Below are 15741 nucleotides of genomic sequence, written 5' to 3'. Positions count from 1 at the left end.
TCAATGCTGACTGAAAAGTCAAAAATCAGGATTATGAAAAAGAAAGAAAAAAAAGTCTACCCAATAAAATTCACAGAAATAGAACTTCGAGAGAGGTTGGATCCTGAATCATACCACGTTCTAATAGAGAAAGGTACAGAAAGACCTTTTTCAGGAGAATATTACCTTAACCACGAAACCGGAATCTACGAATGCAAGGTTTGTGGAAATGAAATTTTTCATTCATCCAAAAAATATGATAGTGGTTGCGGATGGCCAAGTTTTACCGAACCAATACGACCTGATGCGATAGATGTGCAAATGGATTATTCCCACTTCATGATTCGGGAAGAAATCCTTTGTGGAAAGTGCGGAGGACATTTGGGTCATCGCTTTCCAGACGGACCAAGTGATCGTGGGGGAATCCGATATTGCATCAATTCCGTCAGCATGGATTTTAAAGGAGAATAATTATCCGAAAAGCTTTTGGGAAGCTAATTAGTAAATCAGCTGGATTAAAAAAGCAACAACCCCAATGCTCAAACCTGCCATAAATACCAAATAGGCATAGCTGAGCAAACGGTATTTTTGGTTTAAAACCATGCTTTGATAGTACAATGAGGTGGACATTTGCTCCAAAATCTCATCCTTGGAGTCCATCGCTTTCTTTATACTGTCGATGTACCCATCCTTGGTAAAGTGTGTAACCGAACCAAAAAAGATAAGAGATCGATTTTCTTGGGATTGATTATCTGACCTTCCTACAATTTTTGGTTTGGCTGCTTGAACGGCCAAAACTGTAGAAATCAAGCACATCAACACAAACAAAATAATAGGAACCAGCATCGAAAAATTCTGCATATCCAATTGCCTTGATACCGAACCATAGCCAATCAGAGCCACCATGGAGGAAATCACCAAGGCATTAATACTAATGATGATGTTGGCTTTATTATCGGCAATCTTCAAAAGCTGGGAATTATTATTAAATGTCACCCGAAAGAAAGTCTGTCTTTCCCGGCTAGTTTTGTCCTTAAGCTTCGTTATTATATTCTTCTCTTCCATTGAGAGTGGGTTTGTCTCCTGAAAATAAGAAAAATCAGGCAGGCATAAACAATTATTGTATAAACTCTTTTTTGATAAGGTGCAGATTATCTGAACCTTTAAAATCAAAAATTTTCCTTACAGCATTAGTGGCTATCTATTCTCCTTAAATAATCCTATTTTCTACAAAAAATTTTGTGATATGAAAAAACTGAACAAAGAAGACATCCCTCAGGAAGTATTTGATCTTTATGATTATTACGCTCATAATCAGTTGGATCGACGGACATTTATGGAAAAACTATCGGCCTATGCCGTCGGTGGAATCACTTTGACCACCCTGATGAGTACCATGATGCCGGATTACATTAGCACAGCTACCGTCCAGCCAAATGATGATCGCATGCAAAGCTCGGATTATGTTTTTTACAACTCTCCAAAAGGAGGAGGAGAAATTCGAGGTTTGCTTTCGAAACCTGCTGGTAATGGAAAATTCCCTGGAATCGTGGTCGTTCATGAAAATAGAGGCCTTAATCCCTATATCGAAGATGTGGGCAGAAGATGTGCCGTTGCTGGTTTTATTTCTATTGCTCCAGATGCGCTATGGCCATTGGGAGGATATCCAGGAAATGATGACGAAGGCCGTGAAATGCAGCGAAAAAGAACCCGAGAAGAAATGTTGGAGGATTTTATCGCCGCTTATGAATACCTGAAAAATCATCCCGATTGCAATGGACATGTAGGTGTAGTTGGTTTTTGCTTTGGAGGATGGATTTCGAATATGATGGCTGTTCAAATCCCAGATTTGGGAGCTTCGGTTCCATTTTATGGTGGACAACCTACTGCTGAAGAGGCAGCACAAATTAAAGCTCCATTGATGATTCAGTATGCAAGCTTAGATGAGCGTGTGAATGCAGGTTGGCCTGCCTATGAAGAAGCTCTAAAAGCAAATGGCGTGGAATACGTGATGCACATGTATGAAGGTGTCAATCACGGTTTCCATAACAATACAACTCCGCGCTACGACGAAAACGCTGCAAATTTAGCTTGGGATCGAACCATTGCCTTTTTCAAGGAAAAGCTAAAATAAATCGATGACTGAAGGGGACTGTCTCATTTATCGTCCTAATGTCAGCCTTTTTTTAGTGAAACTTCCACCCAAGAAAAAAGGGATGAAAAACCGGAAACCCGATCAATCATCCCTTTTTTAAAATATTTTAGGTAGAATTTTTTTTATTCAAACTTAGTCCACCAAATCTACAATTAGTGTTTCTCCTTCTTTGGTGACCTTGGCAACTCCTTTTTTGGTCAATCCTTTCATGGAGACATCCCATTTTTTATTGCTCAAACCAGCCTGTTCTTTTACTTCTAAAAGATTTGCAGGATGATTTTTACTCAATAAATCGAAAATAATTTTCTCTTCCTCAGTCAATTCCACTGCCTTTTTCTCAGGTCTCATTTGAGGGAAGAAAAGAACCTCCTGAATCGTGGAGTTATTAGTCATTAGCATAGTTAATCGGTCAATTCCGATTCCTAGACCAGATGTCGGTGGCATCCCATATTCCAATGCCCGCAAGAAATCCTCGTCCATTGCCATTGCCTCGTCATCTCCTCTTTCAGCTAATTTTAGCTGATCTTCAAATCGTTCCCGCTGATCGATTGGATCATTCAATTCAGAGTAAGCATTGGCAATTTCCTTTCCATTGACAAAAAGCTCAAAACGCTCCACCAATCCAGGTTCTGTTCGGTGCTTTTTCGCCAAAGGCGTCATTTCAATTGGATAATCGATGATATAGGTAGGCTGAATCAAATGAGCTTCTACCTTCGCTCCGAATATCTCATCGATCAATTTTCCTTTACCCATGGAGTCATCAACCTCAATAGCAAGCTTTTTACAAACTTCCCGAAGTTCTCCCTCATTCATTTGACTAACATCCACCCCAGCATATTCCTTGATGGAATCAAACATGGTTAATCGACGATATGGCCCAGCAAAGTCAATCTCATTTTCACCTACCTTCACTTTGGTATCTCCGTGAATGGCGATGGTAACTTGCTCAAGCAACTCCTCTACCATCTCCATCATCCAAACGTAATCCTTATAGGCTACATAGATCTCCATTGAAGTGAATTCCGGATTGTGAGTTCGGTCCATTCCTTCATTTCGGAACATTTTCCCAAACTCATAAACGCCGTCAAATCCTCCAACTATCAATCGCTTCAGATATAATTCATTGGCGATTCGAAGGAAAAGCGGCATATCCAAGGTATTGTGATGCGTTTGGAACGGACGAGCCGCTGCACCACCATGTACAGCCTGCAAAATCGGAGTCTCAACCTCTAACCATCCGTGATCATCAAAATAGCGACGCATGGTGGAAATAATCTTTGACCGGGTAATAAAGGTTTGTTTAATTTCCGGATTAACCGTCAAATCCACATACCGTTGTCTATAACGAAGTTCAGGATCAGTAAATCCATCATACACATTTCCTTCTTCATCCCGTTTCACAACAGGCAAAGGCTTCACAGCCTTTGATAAAACCTTTAGCTCAGTCACATGAAGTGAAATTTCACCAGTTTGGGTAGTGAAAATATAGCCTTTCACTCCAATGAAGTCTCCAATGCCTAAAAGCTTCTTGAAAACCGTATTGTATAGGGTTTTATCATCTTCAGGACAGATATCATCTCGACGAACATAAATTTGAAGCCTACCAGTGGAATCTTGGATTTCAGCAAAAGAAGCTGAACCCATAATTCGACGGCTCATCAAGCGACCTGCGATAGAAATATTTTTATAGTCATTCTTTCGGTTTTCATAATTCCGATGAATATCCTCCGCAGTCACATTGATTGGAAAAGCCTCCGCCGGATAAGGGTTAATCCCCAATCGCATCAACTCTTCCCGATCTTTTCTGCGTTCAATTTCCTGTTCGCTCAATACTTGCATTTTATCTATCTAATTATTTATAATTCAATAACTTAAATCCAATCTATTTCCCAACCTCATAAGACGCTCACTGCCCACTGCAAACTGCCTACTGTTTACTTTTTCTCCGTTGCATTTCTCTCCTCACCAATTCAAACTCTCGGCTACTTTGTCCGGCTATTGATGTATTTTCTGCAGCACGACGAGTGAGGTATGGCATTACTTTTTCTACAGGCCCGTAAGGAACATACTTTACTACCTGATAGCCTGCCTTCGCCAAATTGAAGGAAATATTGTCGCTCATACCATACAACTGAGAGAAATACACATGATCGTTTTTAGGTTCCAAGCCAAACTCCTCCATCAACTCAGTCAATTCCATATTGCTCTTCTCATTGTGAGAAGCACAAACTAGGTAAATTCCATTTTCTACACAGAACCTGATTGCTGCATCGTAATCCCGATCTGTGGCCTCTTTATTAGGTTGAATAGGATCCGGATACCCCATTTCTTCAGCACGCTCCCGTTCCTTTTCCATATAAGCTCCACGAACTGGTTTGGCACCCAATAAATAGCCTTTTTTCTTAGCGTTTTCGAAGTCGCGCTTCAACCTACCCAAGGAATCATGACGATACATTTGATAGGTGTTGTAAACCACGCAGCGCTCCTTGTTATATTTTTCCATGGCCTCATAGGCCAAATTATCGATAACATCCTGAAACCAGGATTCCTCTGCGTCAACCAATATTTTCAAGCCAAGGTCATGGGCTGTTTTGCAAAGTCGATCTACCCGGCCACGAATTCTTTCAAAAGCCGCTTCTTCAACAGCACTGAGTTTTTCTCCTGCTTGGATTTTCTCCATTATGTGAAAATCCCCTAATCCTGTGGTCTTAAAAACTCCAAAAGGCATGTAATCCTTTTCTGCGGAGTGAACCATAGTTTGATAAATCTCCTCAGTTGTCTGATCAAAGCTCTCTTCTGTCCCCTTCCCTTCTACCGAAAGATCAAGAATGGACTGAACCCCATACTTTGCCAATTCATGGCAGGCTTGGATGGACTCCTCGATTGTTTCACCCCCACAAAAATGACCGAACATGGTCTTTTTCATAATGCCTTTCACTGGGAGTTTGAGTTTGAATGCGAGATTCGCCAAACCAATTCCTAAATCTGAGATCAGATTATTATTCAGGGTGGCGAAAATCAAGTACATTTTTAGCAGCTCAGCATCCGACTTGGAAGCAAAGGCTACCTCTAAGTTTTCGAAAGAAATTTTGGGTTTCACGGCCATCAAGCGCAAATTAAGTCGCAAAGATATCAAAAAAACAGCTTCTACTTCTATTTTGTTGGGAATAATGGTAAGCCCAAATTGCTTTACATTTGTCCCAAATTTGAATTGAAAACAAAGGCTTTGTCCTAAGGTTTAAAACCACATAAACCCAAATAGAATTGAAGGCGATTTTCCATAAAAATTCATATCAAAAACCACTTATTATTGCTGGTCCTTGTAGCATAGAAACTCCTGAGCAATTGGAGCAAACTGTGAAAGGCTTGGTGCAACAAGGAATTTCAATCATTCGAGGTGGTGTGTGGAAACCTAGAACCCGACCGGGAAGCTTTGAAGGCCTAGGGGGAATCGCTTTGCCTTGGATTCAGGAAATCAAACAAAAGTACCCTGTAAAATTTGCGATTGAGGTAGCATCTGCATCCCACGTGGAAGAAGGATTGAAAGCGGGAATTGATGTTTTTTGGATCGGAGCCCGGTCAACTGTGAATCCTTTCACTGTTCAGGAAATTGCCGAAAGCCTGAAAGGAGTCAATATTCCTGTGATGATCAAAAATCCGGTCAATCCTGACCTCAGCCTATGGATTGGAGCGGTAGAGCGAATAATGAAAGCGGGAATTAATGACTTGGCTGTCGTTCATCGTGGGTTCAGCAATTTTCGGGACACAGTTCATCGAAACTCTCCATTGTGGCAAATTCCCATTGAATTTCGAACTCAATTTCCGGAATTGATGATGATCAATGACCCTAGCCATATTGCTGGCAAACGAAGTTTGGTTCCTGTCATCGCTCAAAAGGCTTTGGATTTGAATTTTGATGGCTTAATGATTGAATCACACATCAATCCCGATCAAGCTTGGACCGATGCCGCTCAGCAGTTGACTCCTGCAGATCTCCAAGTCATGCTTCAGCATCTCAAAACCCGGAAAGTTCACTTTGAAGGATCTGAGGCATTGAATCAATTGGAAGACATTCGGCAGCAAATTGACCAAGCTGACCATGATTTGCTTGAGGCACTTCACCGGAGAATGGAACTGATTGAGAAAATCGGCGAATACAAAAAATTGAACAATGTGGCAGTACTCCAATTAGAGCGTTGGCAAGAAATTCTAAAAACCCGACCAGATTGGGCACAAAAACTCGGCATCAACCCTGAATTGATTGCAGAAATATTCGGTTTACTCCATCAAGAGTCTATTCGAAAACAAACTGAAATTCTGGATAAAGATTGATTTGGGGTCATTTCTCAAACAAAAAAGAAGATTAAGCGATCTATAATTACCGCAAATGAGCAAAGGCTAATTTTTATTAGAAATTATTTTCAATCTTTTATTCTAAAAAATTATCTTTTTGAAGAATATAATTCTGAATCAAATATTTGAAATACCCCATTTTAGAATTTTCAAAAATAACAGCTCACTTTCTTAGCAATTCTTCAATCATTTGCCCAAAAAATAATTTTGCATTTAAAAAACATGCGCTTACATTTACAGCATGTTAATCACAGCAGCGATCTATTTTACTTTCTTTTACTTTTACTTTCGAAGCCAAAATCGAATCGGAGCTGTGTATTGTCCAGTCAAAAATTAAAAGAACATAAACAACACAAAAGCCCGATTCGAAAGAGTCGGGCTTTTTTATTTAAACGCTCAGTCGTATGAAAACGCACAAACAAATCAAAGATTGGGGATTAGGATTGACCACCCCATTGATCATTGCAGGTCCTTGTTCTGCAGAAAGCCCAGAGCAAATCGAAAAAATCTGTTTGGACATGAAGGAAGCCAATGTGGTTCCTCAGCTTTTCCGTGCAGGTATCTGGAAACCACGTACCCGGCCAGGCTCATTTGAAGGAATTGGAGAAGATGGTTTGAAATGGATGGAAATTGTTCGTCATCATTTGAATATCCCAATCACCGTGGAAGTAGGAAATGCAGCTCATGCCGAATTAGCACTTAAGCATGGAGTGGATGTGATTTGGGTGGGAGCTCGTACCACTGTTAATCCTTTTGCTGTTCAGGAAATTGCCGAAGCACTTCAGGGTTCTGATGTTCCAGTGATGGTGAAAAACCCAATGAACCCGGATTTGGATCTCTGGATTGGAGCTCTTGAGAGAATGCATGCGGTAGGTTTGGATAAATTGGCTGCAATCCACAGAGGTTTCTCAGATGCTTACGACAAGCGTTTCCGAAATAAGCCAAACTGGTCCATGCCTATCCACCTGAAGCGCGTTTGGACTGGAATGGAAGTTATTAATGACCCTTCTCATATCGTGGGACGTAGAGATGGAATTCTAGAGGTTTCTCAACGAGCAATCAACTTTGGTTTGGATGGCTTAATGATAGAAACGCATCATGACCCAGACAATGCTTGGTCTGATGCTAAACAGCAGGTTACTCCAAAAGCATTGCGGGAAATCCTGAATGCAATTGATTTCAAAGAGCCATTGGAAAATATGAAGCCTGATGAGCGCCTTCAGGATCTTCGAAGAGCTGTGGACCATTTGGATGATCAATTGCTCGATATTTTGCAGGAGCGCTTTGCCGTCATCGATCAAATTGGTGAACATAAGCGAGAGCATCACCTTACCGTATTCCAATCCAATCGCTGGAAAGAGGTGATGGAAAGCCGAACTCAAAAAGGAATGGCTAAAAATCTCAGCGAAAAATTCATGAAAGAATTATTGTATTCCATTCACGAAGAGTCAGTTAAGAGACAGGAAAAGCAACTTCGGGAATCAGATCCTGTGAAAAAGGCATAATTCTAAGGCTGAACAGAATTTCAAAAGAGTCTTTTCTTTAATTGCTTATGTCACATTGAGCGGAGTCGAAACGCTTTAATTCAATCAAAAATTTACTTTCGACTTCGCTCAAACTGACAAAAAATTCGTCTTTTGAGAAAGCCTCACTTTGAATTCCATTAATTTTATCAAAAAGAAAATCCCGTGAATCCAGTTTTTCATACTGAACAGATTGCAAAAGAGCTTAGAAAGCAATTGGAAAGCCTTTCTTACTCAGCTCTTTTCATTTTAAGCGATGAAAATACTCAGGAACTTTGCTTCCCTTTAATCGAAGAAGCCCTTCCAAAAAAACACTTCCATTTCACTATTCCAGCAGGCGAAAAGCATAAAAATCTTGATACCTGCGCTGCCATTTGGTTTGATATGACGGAAGCTGGTCTGGATCGAAAGGCCTTGATGCTCAACCTAGGCGGTGGTGTTATTGGAGATATGGGAGGCTTTTGCGCGAGTATTTACAAGCGGGGAATTCGATTTGTCAACTTACCCACTACCCTACTTTCACAGGTAGATGCTAGTGTAGGCGGAAAATTGGGGGTGGATTTTGAAGGTCTGAAAAATCATTTGGGAGTATTCAATGAACCTGAATGGGTTTTAATTGCTCCTGAATTTCTACAAACTCTTCCTACTCGCGAACTTCGGTCCGGATTTGCTGAAATCATCAAGCATGGATTGATTCAAGACGAAAGCTACTTTCATGAACTCAATTTTGAAGATTGGCAAAAAAATGATTGGAGTAAACTGATCCAAAAATCCGTCGAAATCAAAAAAGAAGTTGTCCAATCAGACCCCAAGGAAGCTGGACTCCGAAAGATTTTGAATTTTGGTCACACTATTGGTCACGCTTTCGAAACGAATTATCTGGATACTCCTCGCCACCTTTTGCATGGAGAAGCGATTGCTGCCGGAATGATTTGCGAAGCCATGCTATCAGTGGAAAAATGCGGCTTAAGCACATCCGACTATAAAAAAATAAAAGAATCCATTTTGAAAGTTTATGATAAAATAAAAATCAAAGACGAAGACTTGGAGCCCATTCTAGACCTTTGCTTTCAGGACAAAAAAAATGAAGGCAATACCTTGCTTTTATCACTTATCGATCGAATTGGTCACTGCCAGTACAACATTCCTATAAAACCAGAAGAAATCAAAGCAGCAATCACCCACTATCAATCGCTTTAAAGCTTTTTATTCCATCTATGGATATCATTGAATTAAGCCAAAAATCAAATTTCAACTATACTGAAATTCCTCTACCTTCTTCCAAAAGTGAATCCAATCGCGTCTTAATTATCGACGCATTGACCAAAGGTCAAAATAAGATTTCCAATTTGGCAGAAGCTCGGGACACACAGACCATGATTGGTATTTTGCAGACCAATCCACCCATTTATGATGTATTGGATGCAGGGACAACCATGCGTTTTTTGACTGCATATGCAGCTATCACCAATCAGCATAAAGTTCTCACAGGAACGCCTCGCATGTGCCAAAGACCCATAGGAATTTTGGTAGAGGCGCTCAGAAGCGTGGGGGCAGAAATTCATTATATGAATGAGGAAGGCTTCCCTCCTTTGGCAGTCCACGGGCTAAAGCAACAAACAGCTCACCAAATCAAAATGCGAGGAGATGTATCAAGCCAGTACATTTCAGCCATGTTGATGATTGCTCCGCTTTTACCAAAAGGACTGGAAATCGAATTGGAGGGAAAAATTGGTAGCCGAACTTACATTGAAATGACCTTGGAGCTGATGAAGCACTTTGGTATTCAATACAGCTGGGAAGACCGGAAAATCCGAGTTCCTCATCAAGATTACCAACCTGCGACTTTTTCTGTTGAAAGTGACTGGTCTGGAGCCAGCTATTGGTTTAGCTTGGTTGCCTGCGCAGACTCAGGCTCCTTATTCTTGAAAGGATTGAAAGAAAATAGCCTTCAAGGGGATGCTAAGATCGTGGAAATCATGGATCACTTGGGAGTAAAAAGCACCTTCAAAAACGGAGGAGTGCTTCTGGAAAAACAAGCTGTAAAGGGTTTAGATAGTTTTGATTTTACCCACTGCCCCGACCTAGCACAAACAGTTGCGGTAACCTGTGCCATCATTGGAAAAAACTCCAAATTCACCGGTTTGGAAAGTCTAAGGATTAAAGAAACAGATCGGATTTATGCACTTCAGCAAGAATTGGGGAAGTTCAACGCAAAACTGGAAGAGGTTGAGCCTGAAGTATTCCAAGTAATTCCATCTGTTACTATGCCTCATGAGGTCCAAATCCATACCTATGATGATCATAGAATGGCTATGGCCTTTATGCCTCTGCTTACCAAAACCAAGGTATTGGTAGAAGATCCTGATGTTGTCAATAAATCCTATCCAAGTTTTTGGAAGCATTGCAAATTGACTGGAATTCAAATTCAATATTTATGAGTCAAAAAATAGCTATTCAAGGAATTCCAGGCTCTTTTCATCATCAAGTTGCCCTACAGGTTTTTGGTAAGGATTGCGAATTATTAACCTTTTCTACCTTTGAAAAAGTGGCCAAGTCAGTTGCTTTAGGAGAAGCTGACGCAGGGGTTATGGCAATTGAAAATTCCATCGCAGGAGCAATTTTACCAAATTACGATTTGATTGATCGGTATGATTTGACCATTCGGGATGAATATTACTTGCCGATTTCCCATCAATTGATGGCATTAAAAGGAGAAAATCTCCAGGAATTAACAGAGGTTCGCTCCCATCCTATGGCGCTCTTGCAATGCAAATCATTTTTGGAAAAGCATCCCAACCTTCAGCCAAAAGAAGATGTTGATACCGCAAGTGTTGCGAAGCGAATCGCGGATGAAAATCTCCAAGGAGTAGCAGCTATTGCCAGTGAAATAGCCGCGGAAATCTATGGCTTAGTGATTTTAGCCCATGATATCCAAACGGTGAAAAGCAATTTCACCCGCTTTATCATTTTGGAAAAAGAGACAAGCGCAAAGCAGTACGTTCCAGACAAAGCCTCGTTTAAGATTACCATACAAAATGAAGCCGGAGGTTTAGCCAAGCTATTGACTCATTTAAGCGATTATGGGTTGGACTTGAGTAAAATCCAATCCATTCCAGTGATCGAAAAACCTTGGGAATATGCATTTTTCATTGATGCCGTATTTGATGATTACAGGCAGTTTATCCAAGCCATGCAATTGGTGAAAAAGGATTTTGGAACCTTGAAAATTTTAGGAGAATACCAAAGCAAGAGATAATGAAGGGCTTTTCGAATCGAATGAAAACGGCTCAAGAGTATTATTTCTCGGCAAAGCTACGGGAGGTTAACGAACTCATTGCTGATGGGAAACCAGTCATTAATCTGGGAATTGGAAGCCCGGATTTATCACCGGATCCTAGCGTCATTCAGGCATTACAAAATACGGTTTCACAAAGCCAAACTCATGGCTATCAATCCTATCAGGGAATTCCTGAAATGCGGATTGCGATGAGTGATTATTATAGATCCCAATTTCAAGTTGAACTTAATCCCTTCGAGGAGATTCTTCCCTTGATGGGCTCCAAAGAAGGAATTTTACATATCAGTCTGGCTTTCCTTAATCCTGGGGACGCTGTCCTGATTCCCGACCCAGGCTACCCAACTTACACTTCTGTGACCCAACTTTTGGAGTGTGAAGCAATTTATTATCCCCTTCTTGAGGACGGGGCCCCTGACTGGGATTATTTGAAAAACCTGGATTTAAGCCGTATTAAGCTCTTTTGGGTGAATTATCCGCACATGCCAACAGGATACAGAGGGTCAAAGGAATTGTTCGAAAAGTTGGTGGATTTTGCGAAGCGAAATGAACTCATTTTGGTATACGACAACCCATACAGCCATATTTTGAACCCCGAACCCTTGAGCATTTTATCCATTGATGGAGCACAAGAAGTTGCCCTAGAGCTTAATTCACTCAGTAAAACATTCAACATTCCAGGCTGGCGAGTTGGGTTGGTTTGTGGGAAAAAAGACTGGATTCAGGCCATTCTTCGAGTTAAATCCAATATGGACTCTGGGATGTTTCTAGGGATTCAAAAAGGAGCAACTGCGGCCCTTAAACTTGGAAAGACTTGGTATGAGGATTTAAATCAGCATTACAACAATCGAAGAAAATTGGTTTGGGAACTAGCTGATCTATTAGGCTTAAGCTATAAAAAAGATCGATCCGGTCTATTCGTGTGGGGAAAGGTTCCTTCGAACATTCAGGCTGAGGAATTAGTGGATCAATTGCTTTACGAGAAATACATTTTCATCACTCCGGGAAAAATCTTTGGAAATGCAGGCAAGGACTATGTTCGAATTTCTCTTTGCATGCCAGAATACAAAATATTAGAAGCGATCAAACGTATCAAAGCTCAAAACCTATGAAAAAAATACACATTATTGGACTGGGATTATTGGGAGGTTCCTTCAGCTTGGCAGCGCGAAGAAAATTCCCAGAACTCATCGTCACTGGATATGACATTTCAGAAAAGAACCAGAAAGACGCTGAAATCTTGGGGATTATTACCGAAGCTAAAAACCAACCCGATAGCGATACGGATATCGTTTTATTGGCGACCCCTGCTGATAGCTTGGGAAGAATTCTTGAGGAAACTTTAAACCAAATCGGAGAAGAAACTTTGGTAATTGATCTAGGTTCCACCAAATCCAAACTTTGTCAATTAGTCGAAAACCACCCAAAGCGAAAGCAGTATCTGGCAGGCCACCCTATTGCAGGAACAGAGTATAGTGGGCCTAAAGCAGCTTTTGCTGATTTATTGGACGGGAAGGTGATGATCCTTTGCGAACTTGAAAAAACCGACCTCTATCTCAAGGAAAAGGCATACCAACTTTTTGAAGCCTTGAATTTGAAGTTGCGGTTTATGGATCCGGAAGAGCATGACCGTCATTTGGCCTTTGTCTCCCATCTTTCCCATATCTCCTCTTTTATGTTGGGTAAAACGGTCCTTCAAAAAATGGAAGACGACCAAAACATCTTTGATATGGCAGGTTCAGGATTCGCCTCCACTGTACGCTTGGCTAAATCCAGTCCGGCGATGTGGGCACCAATCTTAACCGAAAACAAAGAAAATATTCTGGCTGCTTTGGATGGTTACATCGCCAATTTGAGCGCAATCCGAGATAAGATTGCTTCTAGCGAAAAAGAAAGCATCTATCAAGAATTAGCTGAGATCAACCAGATTCGGGATATTTTGGATTTGGGGAAAGGTTAAGGGTGATGATAGTTAAAGGTTGGAAAGTTGGAAAGTTGTAAGGTGCCTAATGAGATCGTTTTATTTAGGAAGACTTATTGTCAATCCTTAATTTGACAAATCAAAACCCAAAACCTATGAAAACTCAATTTTCCCTCCTACTTATCTTTTTGAGTTTAAATCTTTTCGCTCAGGAAACGTGGCATGAAATCCCCGCAAAGGGAGAAGCCATGAAAAGGCATGAAAACTCTTTTGTAGAATGCAATGGGAAATTTTATGCTTTGGGAGGACGTGGGGATCGCTCGGTTGATGAATTTGATCCTAAAACCTCCACTTGGAAAAAGGTAGCGGATGCACCGATGGAGATAAGCCATTTTCAGGCAGTGAGTTTTGAAAATGAAATTTGGGTTGTCGGCGCCTTTACGGGGGGATATCCACACGAAACTCCTATAGAATATTGTTGGATTTTTAATCCAGAAACCAAAAGCTGGAGGAAAGGCCCTAAACTTCCGGAAGGTAGAGTTAGAGGGTCTGCAGGAGTTGTTGTCAAAGATGGAAAGATCTATTTGGTCTGTGGAATTCAAGATGGCCACTATGAGGGATTTGTTCCTTGGTTTGATGTCTTAGATCCTGAAAGCGGAACTTGGGAATCACTTCCCGATGCCCCGAGAGCTCGGGATCATGTAAGTGCAGCAATCGTAGGAAATCGATTGTACCTGGCAGGTGGTAGAACTTCCCATGCCGCTGTTGGACAGGTTTTGGAAACTACGATAGATGAGATCGATTATTATGATTTTGAAACGGGGAAATGGGAAACAATTTCCACCAAAATCCCTACCCCAAGAGCCGGTAATTCCAATTTGGGTATAGGCCCATACCTAGTTATCATGAATGGTGAAAGTGCCGCTCAGGAATCCGCTCATGCAGAGGTGGAAGTTTTAGATACAAGAAATAATACCTGGAAAACCTTAGCTCCATTAAATCAAGGACGGCATGGAACAGGAACGGTTTATTTGGACGGAAAAATCTATGTGGCAGCAGGTTCAGCAAATAGAGGCGGTGGACCAGAACTGAACACCATCGAAGTGTTGGATTGGGAAAAAGCTATCAAGCAATAAATTCATCCCAGGCTTTTACTTCCAAATTTTAGCTTGAGGGAACATTTTTGCTAAAAAAGAACTTCTTAAAACATTAGATCCAAATTATGAAAACACTAAAATTCAAAACCAATATCAACTGTGGGAATTGCTTGGCAAAGGTCGAGCCTAAATTGAATGCTGAATCCAAAATCCAGTCTTGGGAGGTGGATTTGAAAAGTGATGATAGAATTTTGACAGTTGAATCAGAGGATATTACAGAAGAGGAGGTTTTCAAAACCGTTTTGAAAGCAGGGTTTATTGCGAAGCCTCTTTAGGAGGAATATTAGACAAAAAAGTCCCAGCGGGACGACAGCTGGGTAGAAAGAACGAATGAAGATGAGAAAAAGTCCCGTAGGGACGATACAAAATCATATTTCCCAATCTTGAATCTATCATACCTACGGCATTTTGAACATCTAATAATCCTTTTTTTATCCAGCTAAAGTGCCTACGGCACATTTTCTACAAAAACGTATCAAAGTAAAGATTAAACCCAACACACTAGAGTCCCAACGGTACGAAAGCTGGGTAGCCAAAGAGTTAGTAGAAAACAAATAGTCCCGTAGGGACGATAAATATACAAATTCTAATGGCAGGTTGATTGTATCATGCCTACGGCATTTCGAACATCTAACAATCCATTTTTTTACCTAGCTAAAGTGCCTACGGCACATTTCTTTAGATAAATACCATTAATGGAAAATTCCATTTTTGATTTTTTTAGTCCTAAAGGGACGGTAGTTCGGTGGTAGAGGATTTGGAGAAAACGAAAGTCCCAGAGGGACGAAAGCTGGGTAGACAGAACAATTGAAGATGAGAAAAAGTCCCGTAGGGACGATACCTATTCCAATTCCTTGAAAATATACTTAGGATTGAATTCAATTTGAAGATCAGTCAAAATTTTTTGATACTCCTCAACAAAGGATTTCTTCTGATGGTGCTCCTTTTGATTTTTGATATACTGAATGACCTTCGGAACGTCTGATTTAGTATATGAGAAAGCCCCATATCCTTCTTGCCAAGCAAATGGAAAAGGAGTCAATCTTTCCGCATTTATCCACTTGGTACTAGATGCTTTTACTTTTTGAATCAATTCACTCAGGGCTTGATCAGGCCGGTACCCAAAAAGAATATGAATGTGATCAGGCATTCCGTTTATTGCCAAAACTCTATGGTCATAATGACTAAAAATCCCAATCAAATATTCATACAGGCGATGCTCCCATTTTGAGCTAATTTGTGCATTCCGAAATTTGGTTGCAAAGACTACTTGTAGGTGAATTTGAGTAAAAGTATTTGCCATAAAAAAATATTTAGCAGATTAAAACACTGATATTCAACACTATGAAAATACC

The 15741-nt window shown here is 40.6% G+C and carries 15 protein-coding genes; 11 read left to right on the top strand and 4 right to left on the bottom strand.

What is annotated here, in order from left to right; translation table 11 throughout:
* Positions 1-33 precede the first annotated feature (33 nt).
* Complete coding sequence (msrB, locus tag E4S40_RS01935) at positions 34-450, top strand: peptide-methionine (R)-S-oxide reductase MsrB (protein WP_135070072.1); 417 nt, start codon at positions 34-36, stop codon at positions 448-450.
* Positions 451-477: 27 nt separating this feature from the next.
* On the opposite strand, the gene E4S40_RS01930 is transcribed toward msrB, so the two are convergent.
* Entirely contained in the window at positions 478-1044 is a 567-nt protein-coding gene (locus E4S40_RS01930; RefSeq protein ID WP_135070069.1) for a Pycsar system effector family protein, read from the bottom strand.
* Positions 1045-1225: 181 nt separating this feature from the next.
* On the opposite strand from E4S40_RS01930, the gene E4S40_RS01925 reads away from it, so the two are divergent.
* On the top strand, positions 1226-2113 hold the full coding sequence (locus tag E4S40_RS01925) for a dienelactone hydrolase family protein (protein WP_135070066.1): 888 nt from the start codon (positions 1226-1228) through the stop codon (positions 2111-2113).
* Between the two features lie 153 nt (positions 2114-2266).
* Here E4S40_RS01925 and lysS read toward each other — a convergent pair whose 3' ends face one another.
* On the bottom strand, positions 2267-3973 hold the full coding sequence (gene lysS, locus E4S40_RS01920) for a lysine--tRNA ligase (protein WP_135070063.1): 1707 nt from the start codon (positions 3971-3973) through the stop codon (positions 2267-2269).
* Positions 3974-4061: 88 nt separating this feature from the next.
* Positions 4062-5240 (bottom strand): proline dehydrogenase family protein, encoded by a 1179-nt coding sequence (locus E4S40_RS01915; protein ID WP_135070060.1) that lies wholly within the window; start codon positions 5238-5240, stop codon positions 4062-4064.
* Between the two features lie 158 nt (positions 5241-5398).
* Between E4S40_RS01915 and E4S40_RS01910 the strand changes: the two genes are divergently transcribed.
* From E4S40_RS01910 to E4S40_RS01870, 9 genes are all read left to right on the top strand, one after another.
* Positions 5399-6466 (top strand): bifunctional 3-deoxy-7-phosphoheptulonate synthase/chorismate mutase type II, encoded by a 1068-nt coding sequence (locus E4S40_RS01910; protein ID WP_237563104.1) that lies wholly within the window; start codon positions 5399-5401, stop codon positions 6464-6466.
* Positions 6467-6891: 425 nt separating this feature from the next.
* Positions 6892-7992, top strand: coding sequence for a chorismate mutase (locus E4S40_RS01905; RefSeq protein WP_135070054.1), 1101 nt, complete (start codon positions 6892-6894; stop codon positions 7990-7992).
* A gap of 183 nt (positions 7993-8175) precedes the next feature.
* Entirely contained in the window at positions 8176-9210 is a 1035-nt protein-coding gene (gene aroB, locus E4S40_RS01900) for a 3-dehydroquinate synthase (protein ID WP_135070051.1), read from the top strand.
* 17 nt (positions 9211-9227) lie between these two features.
* On the top strand, positions 9228-10451 hold the full coding sequence (locus E4S40_RS01895; RefSeq protein ID WP_135070048.1) for a 3-phosphoshikimate 1-carboxyvinyltransferase: 1224 nt from the start codon (positions 9228-9230) through the stop codon (positions 10449-10451).
* Positions 10448-11269 (top strand): prephenate dehydratase, encoded by an 822-nt coding sequence (locus E4S40_RS01890; protein WP_135070045.1) that lies wholly within the window; start codon positions 10448-10450, stop codon positions 11267-11269. Before E4S40_RS01895 ends, E4S40_RS01890 begins: the two co-directional genes overlap by 4 nt.
* Entirely contained in the window at positions 11269-12420 is a 1152-nt protein-coding gene (locus E4S40_RS01885) for a pyridoxal phosphate-dependent aminotransferase (protein WP_135070042.1), read from the top strand. Before E4S40_RS01890 ends, E4S40_RS01885 begins: the two co-directional genes overlap by 1 nt.
* Entirely contained in the window at positions 12417-13268 is an 852-nt protein-coding gene (locus tag E4S40_RS01880) for a prephenate dehydrogenase (RefSeq protein ID WP_135070039.1), read from the top strand. Before E4S40_RS01885 ends, E4S40_RS01880 begins: the two co-directional genes overlap by 4 nt.
* 116 nt (positions 13269-13384) lie before the next feature.
* The gene (locus E4S40_RS01875; RefSeq protein ID WP_135070037.1) at positions 13385-14365 is read left to right on the top strand and encodes a Kelch repeat-containing protein; all 981 of its coding nucleotides are present in this window, start codon (positions 13385-13387) and stop codon (positions 14363-14365) included.
* An 86-nt stretch (positions 14366-14451) separates the two neighbouring features.
* Positions 14452-14661, top strand: coding sequence for a heavy-metal-associated domain-containing protein (locus E4S40_RS01870; protein WP_135070034.1), 210 nt, complete (start codon positions 14452-14454; stop codon positions 14659-14661).
* Positions 14662-15227: 566 nt separating this feature from the next.
* On the opposite strand, the gene tnpA is transcribed toward E4S40_RS01870, so the two are convergent.
* Positions 15228-15689 carry an IS200/IS605 family transposase gene (gene tnpA, locus E4S40_RS01865; RefSeq protein ID WP_135070031.1) on the bottom strand — a complete coding sequence of 154 codons (462 nt, stop codon included), beginning with the start codon at positions 15687-15689 and terminating at the stop codon, positions 15228-15230.
* Between the last annotated feature and the right edge of the window lie 52 nt (positions 15690-15741).

The organism is Algoriphagus kandeliae, from assembly GCF_004571135.1.
GTDB classification, from domain to species: domain Bacteria; phylum Bacteroidota; class Bacteroidia; order Cytophagales; family Cyclobacteriaceae; genus Algoriphagus; species Algoriphagus kandeliae.
The sequence above is the reverse complement of the archived record's forward strand: the minus strand, read 5'-3'. Positions and strand labels throughout refer to the sequence as shown.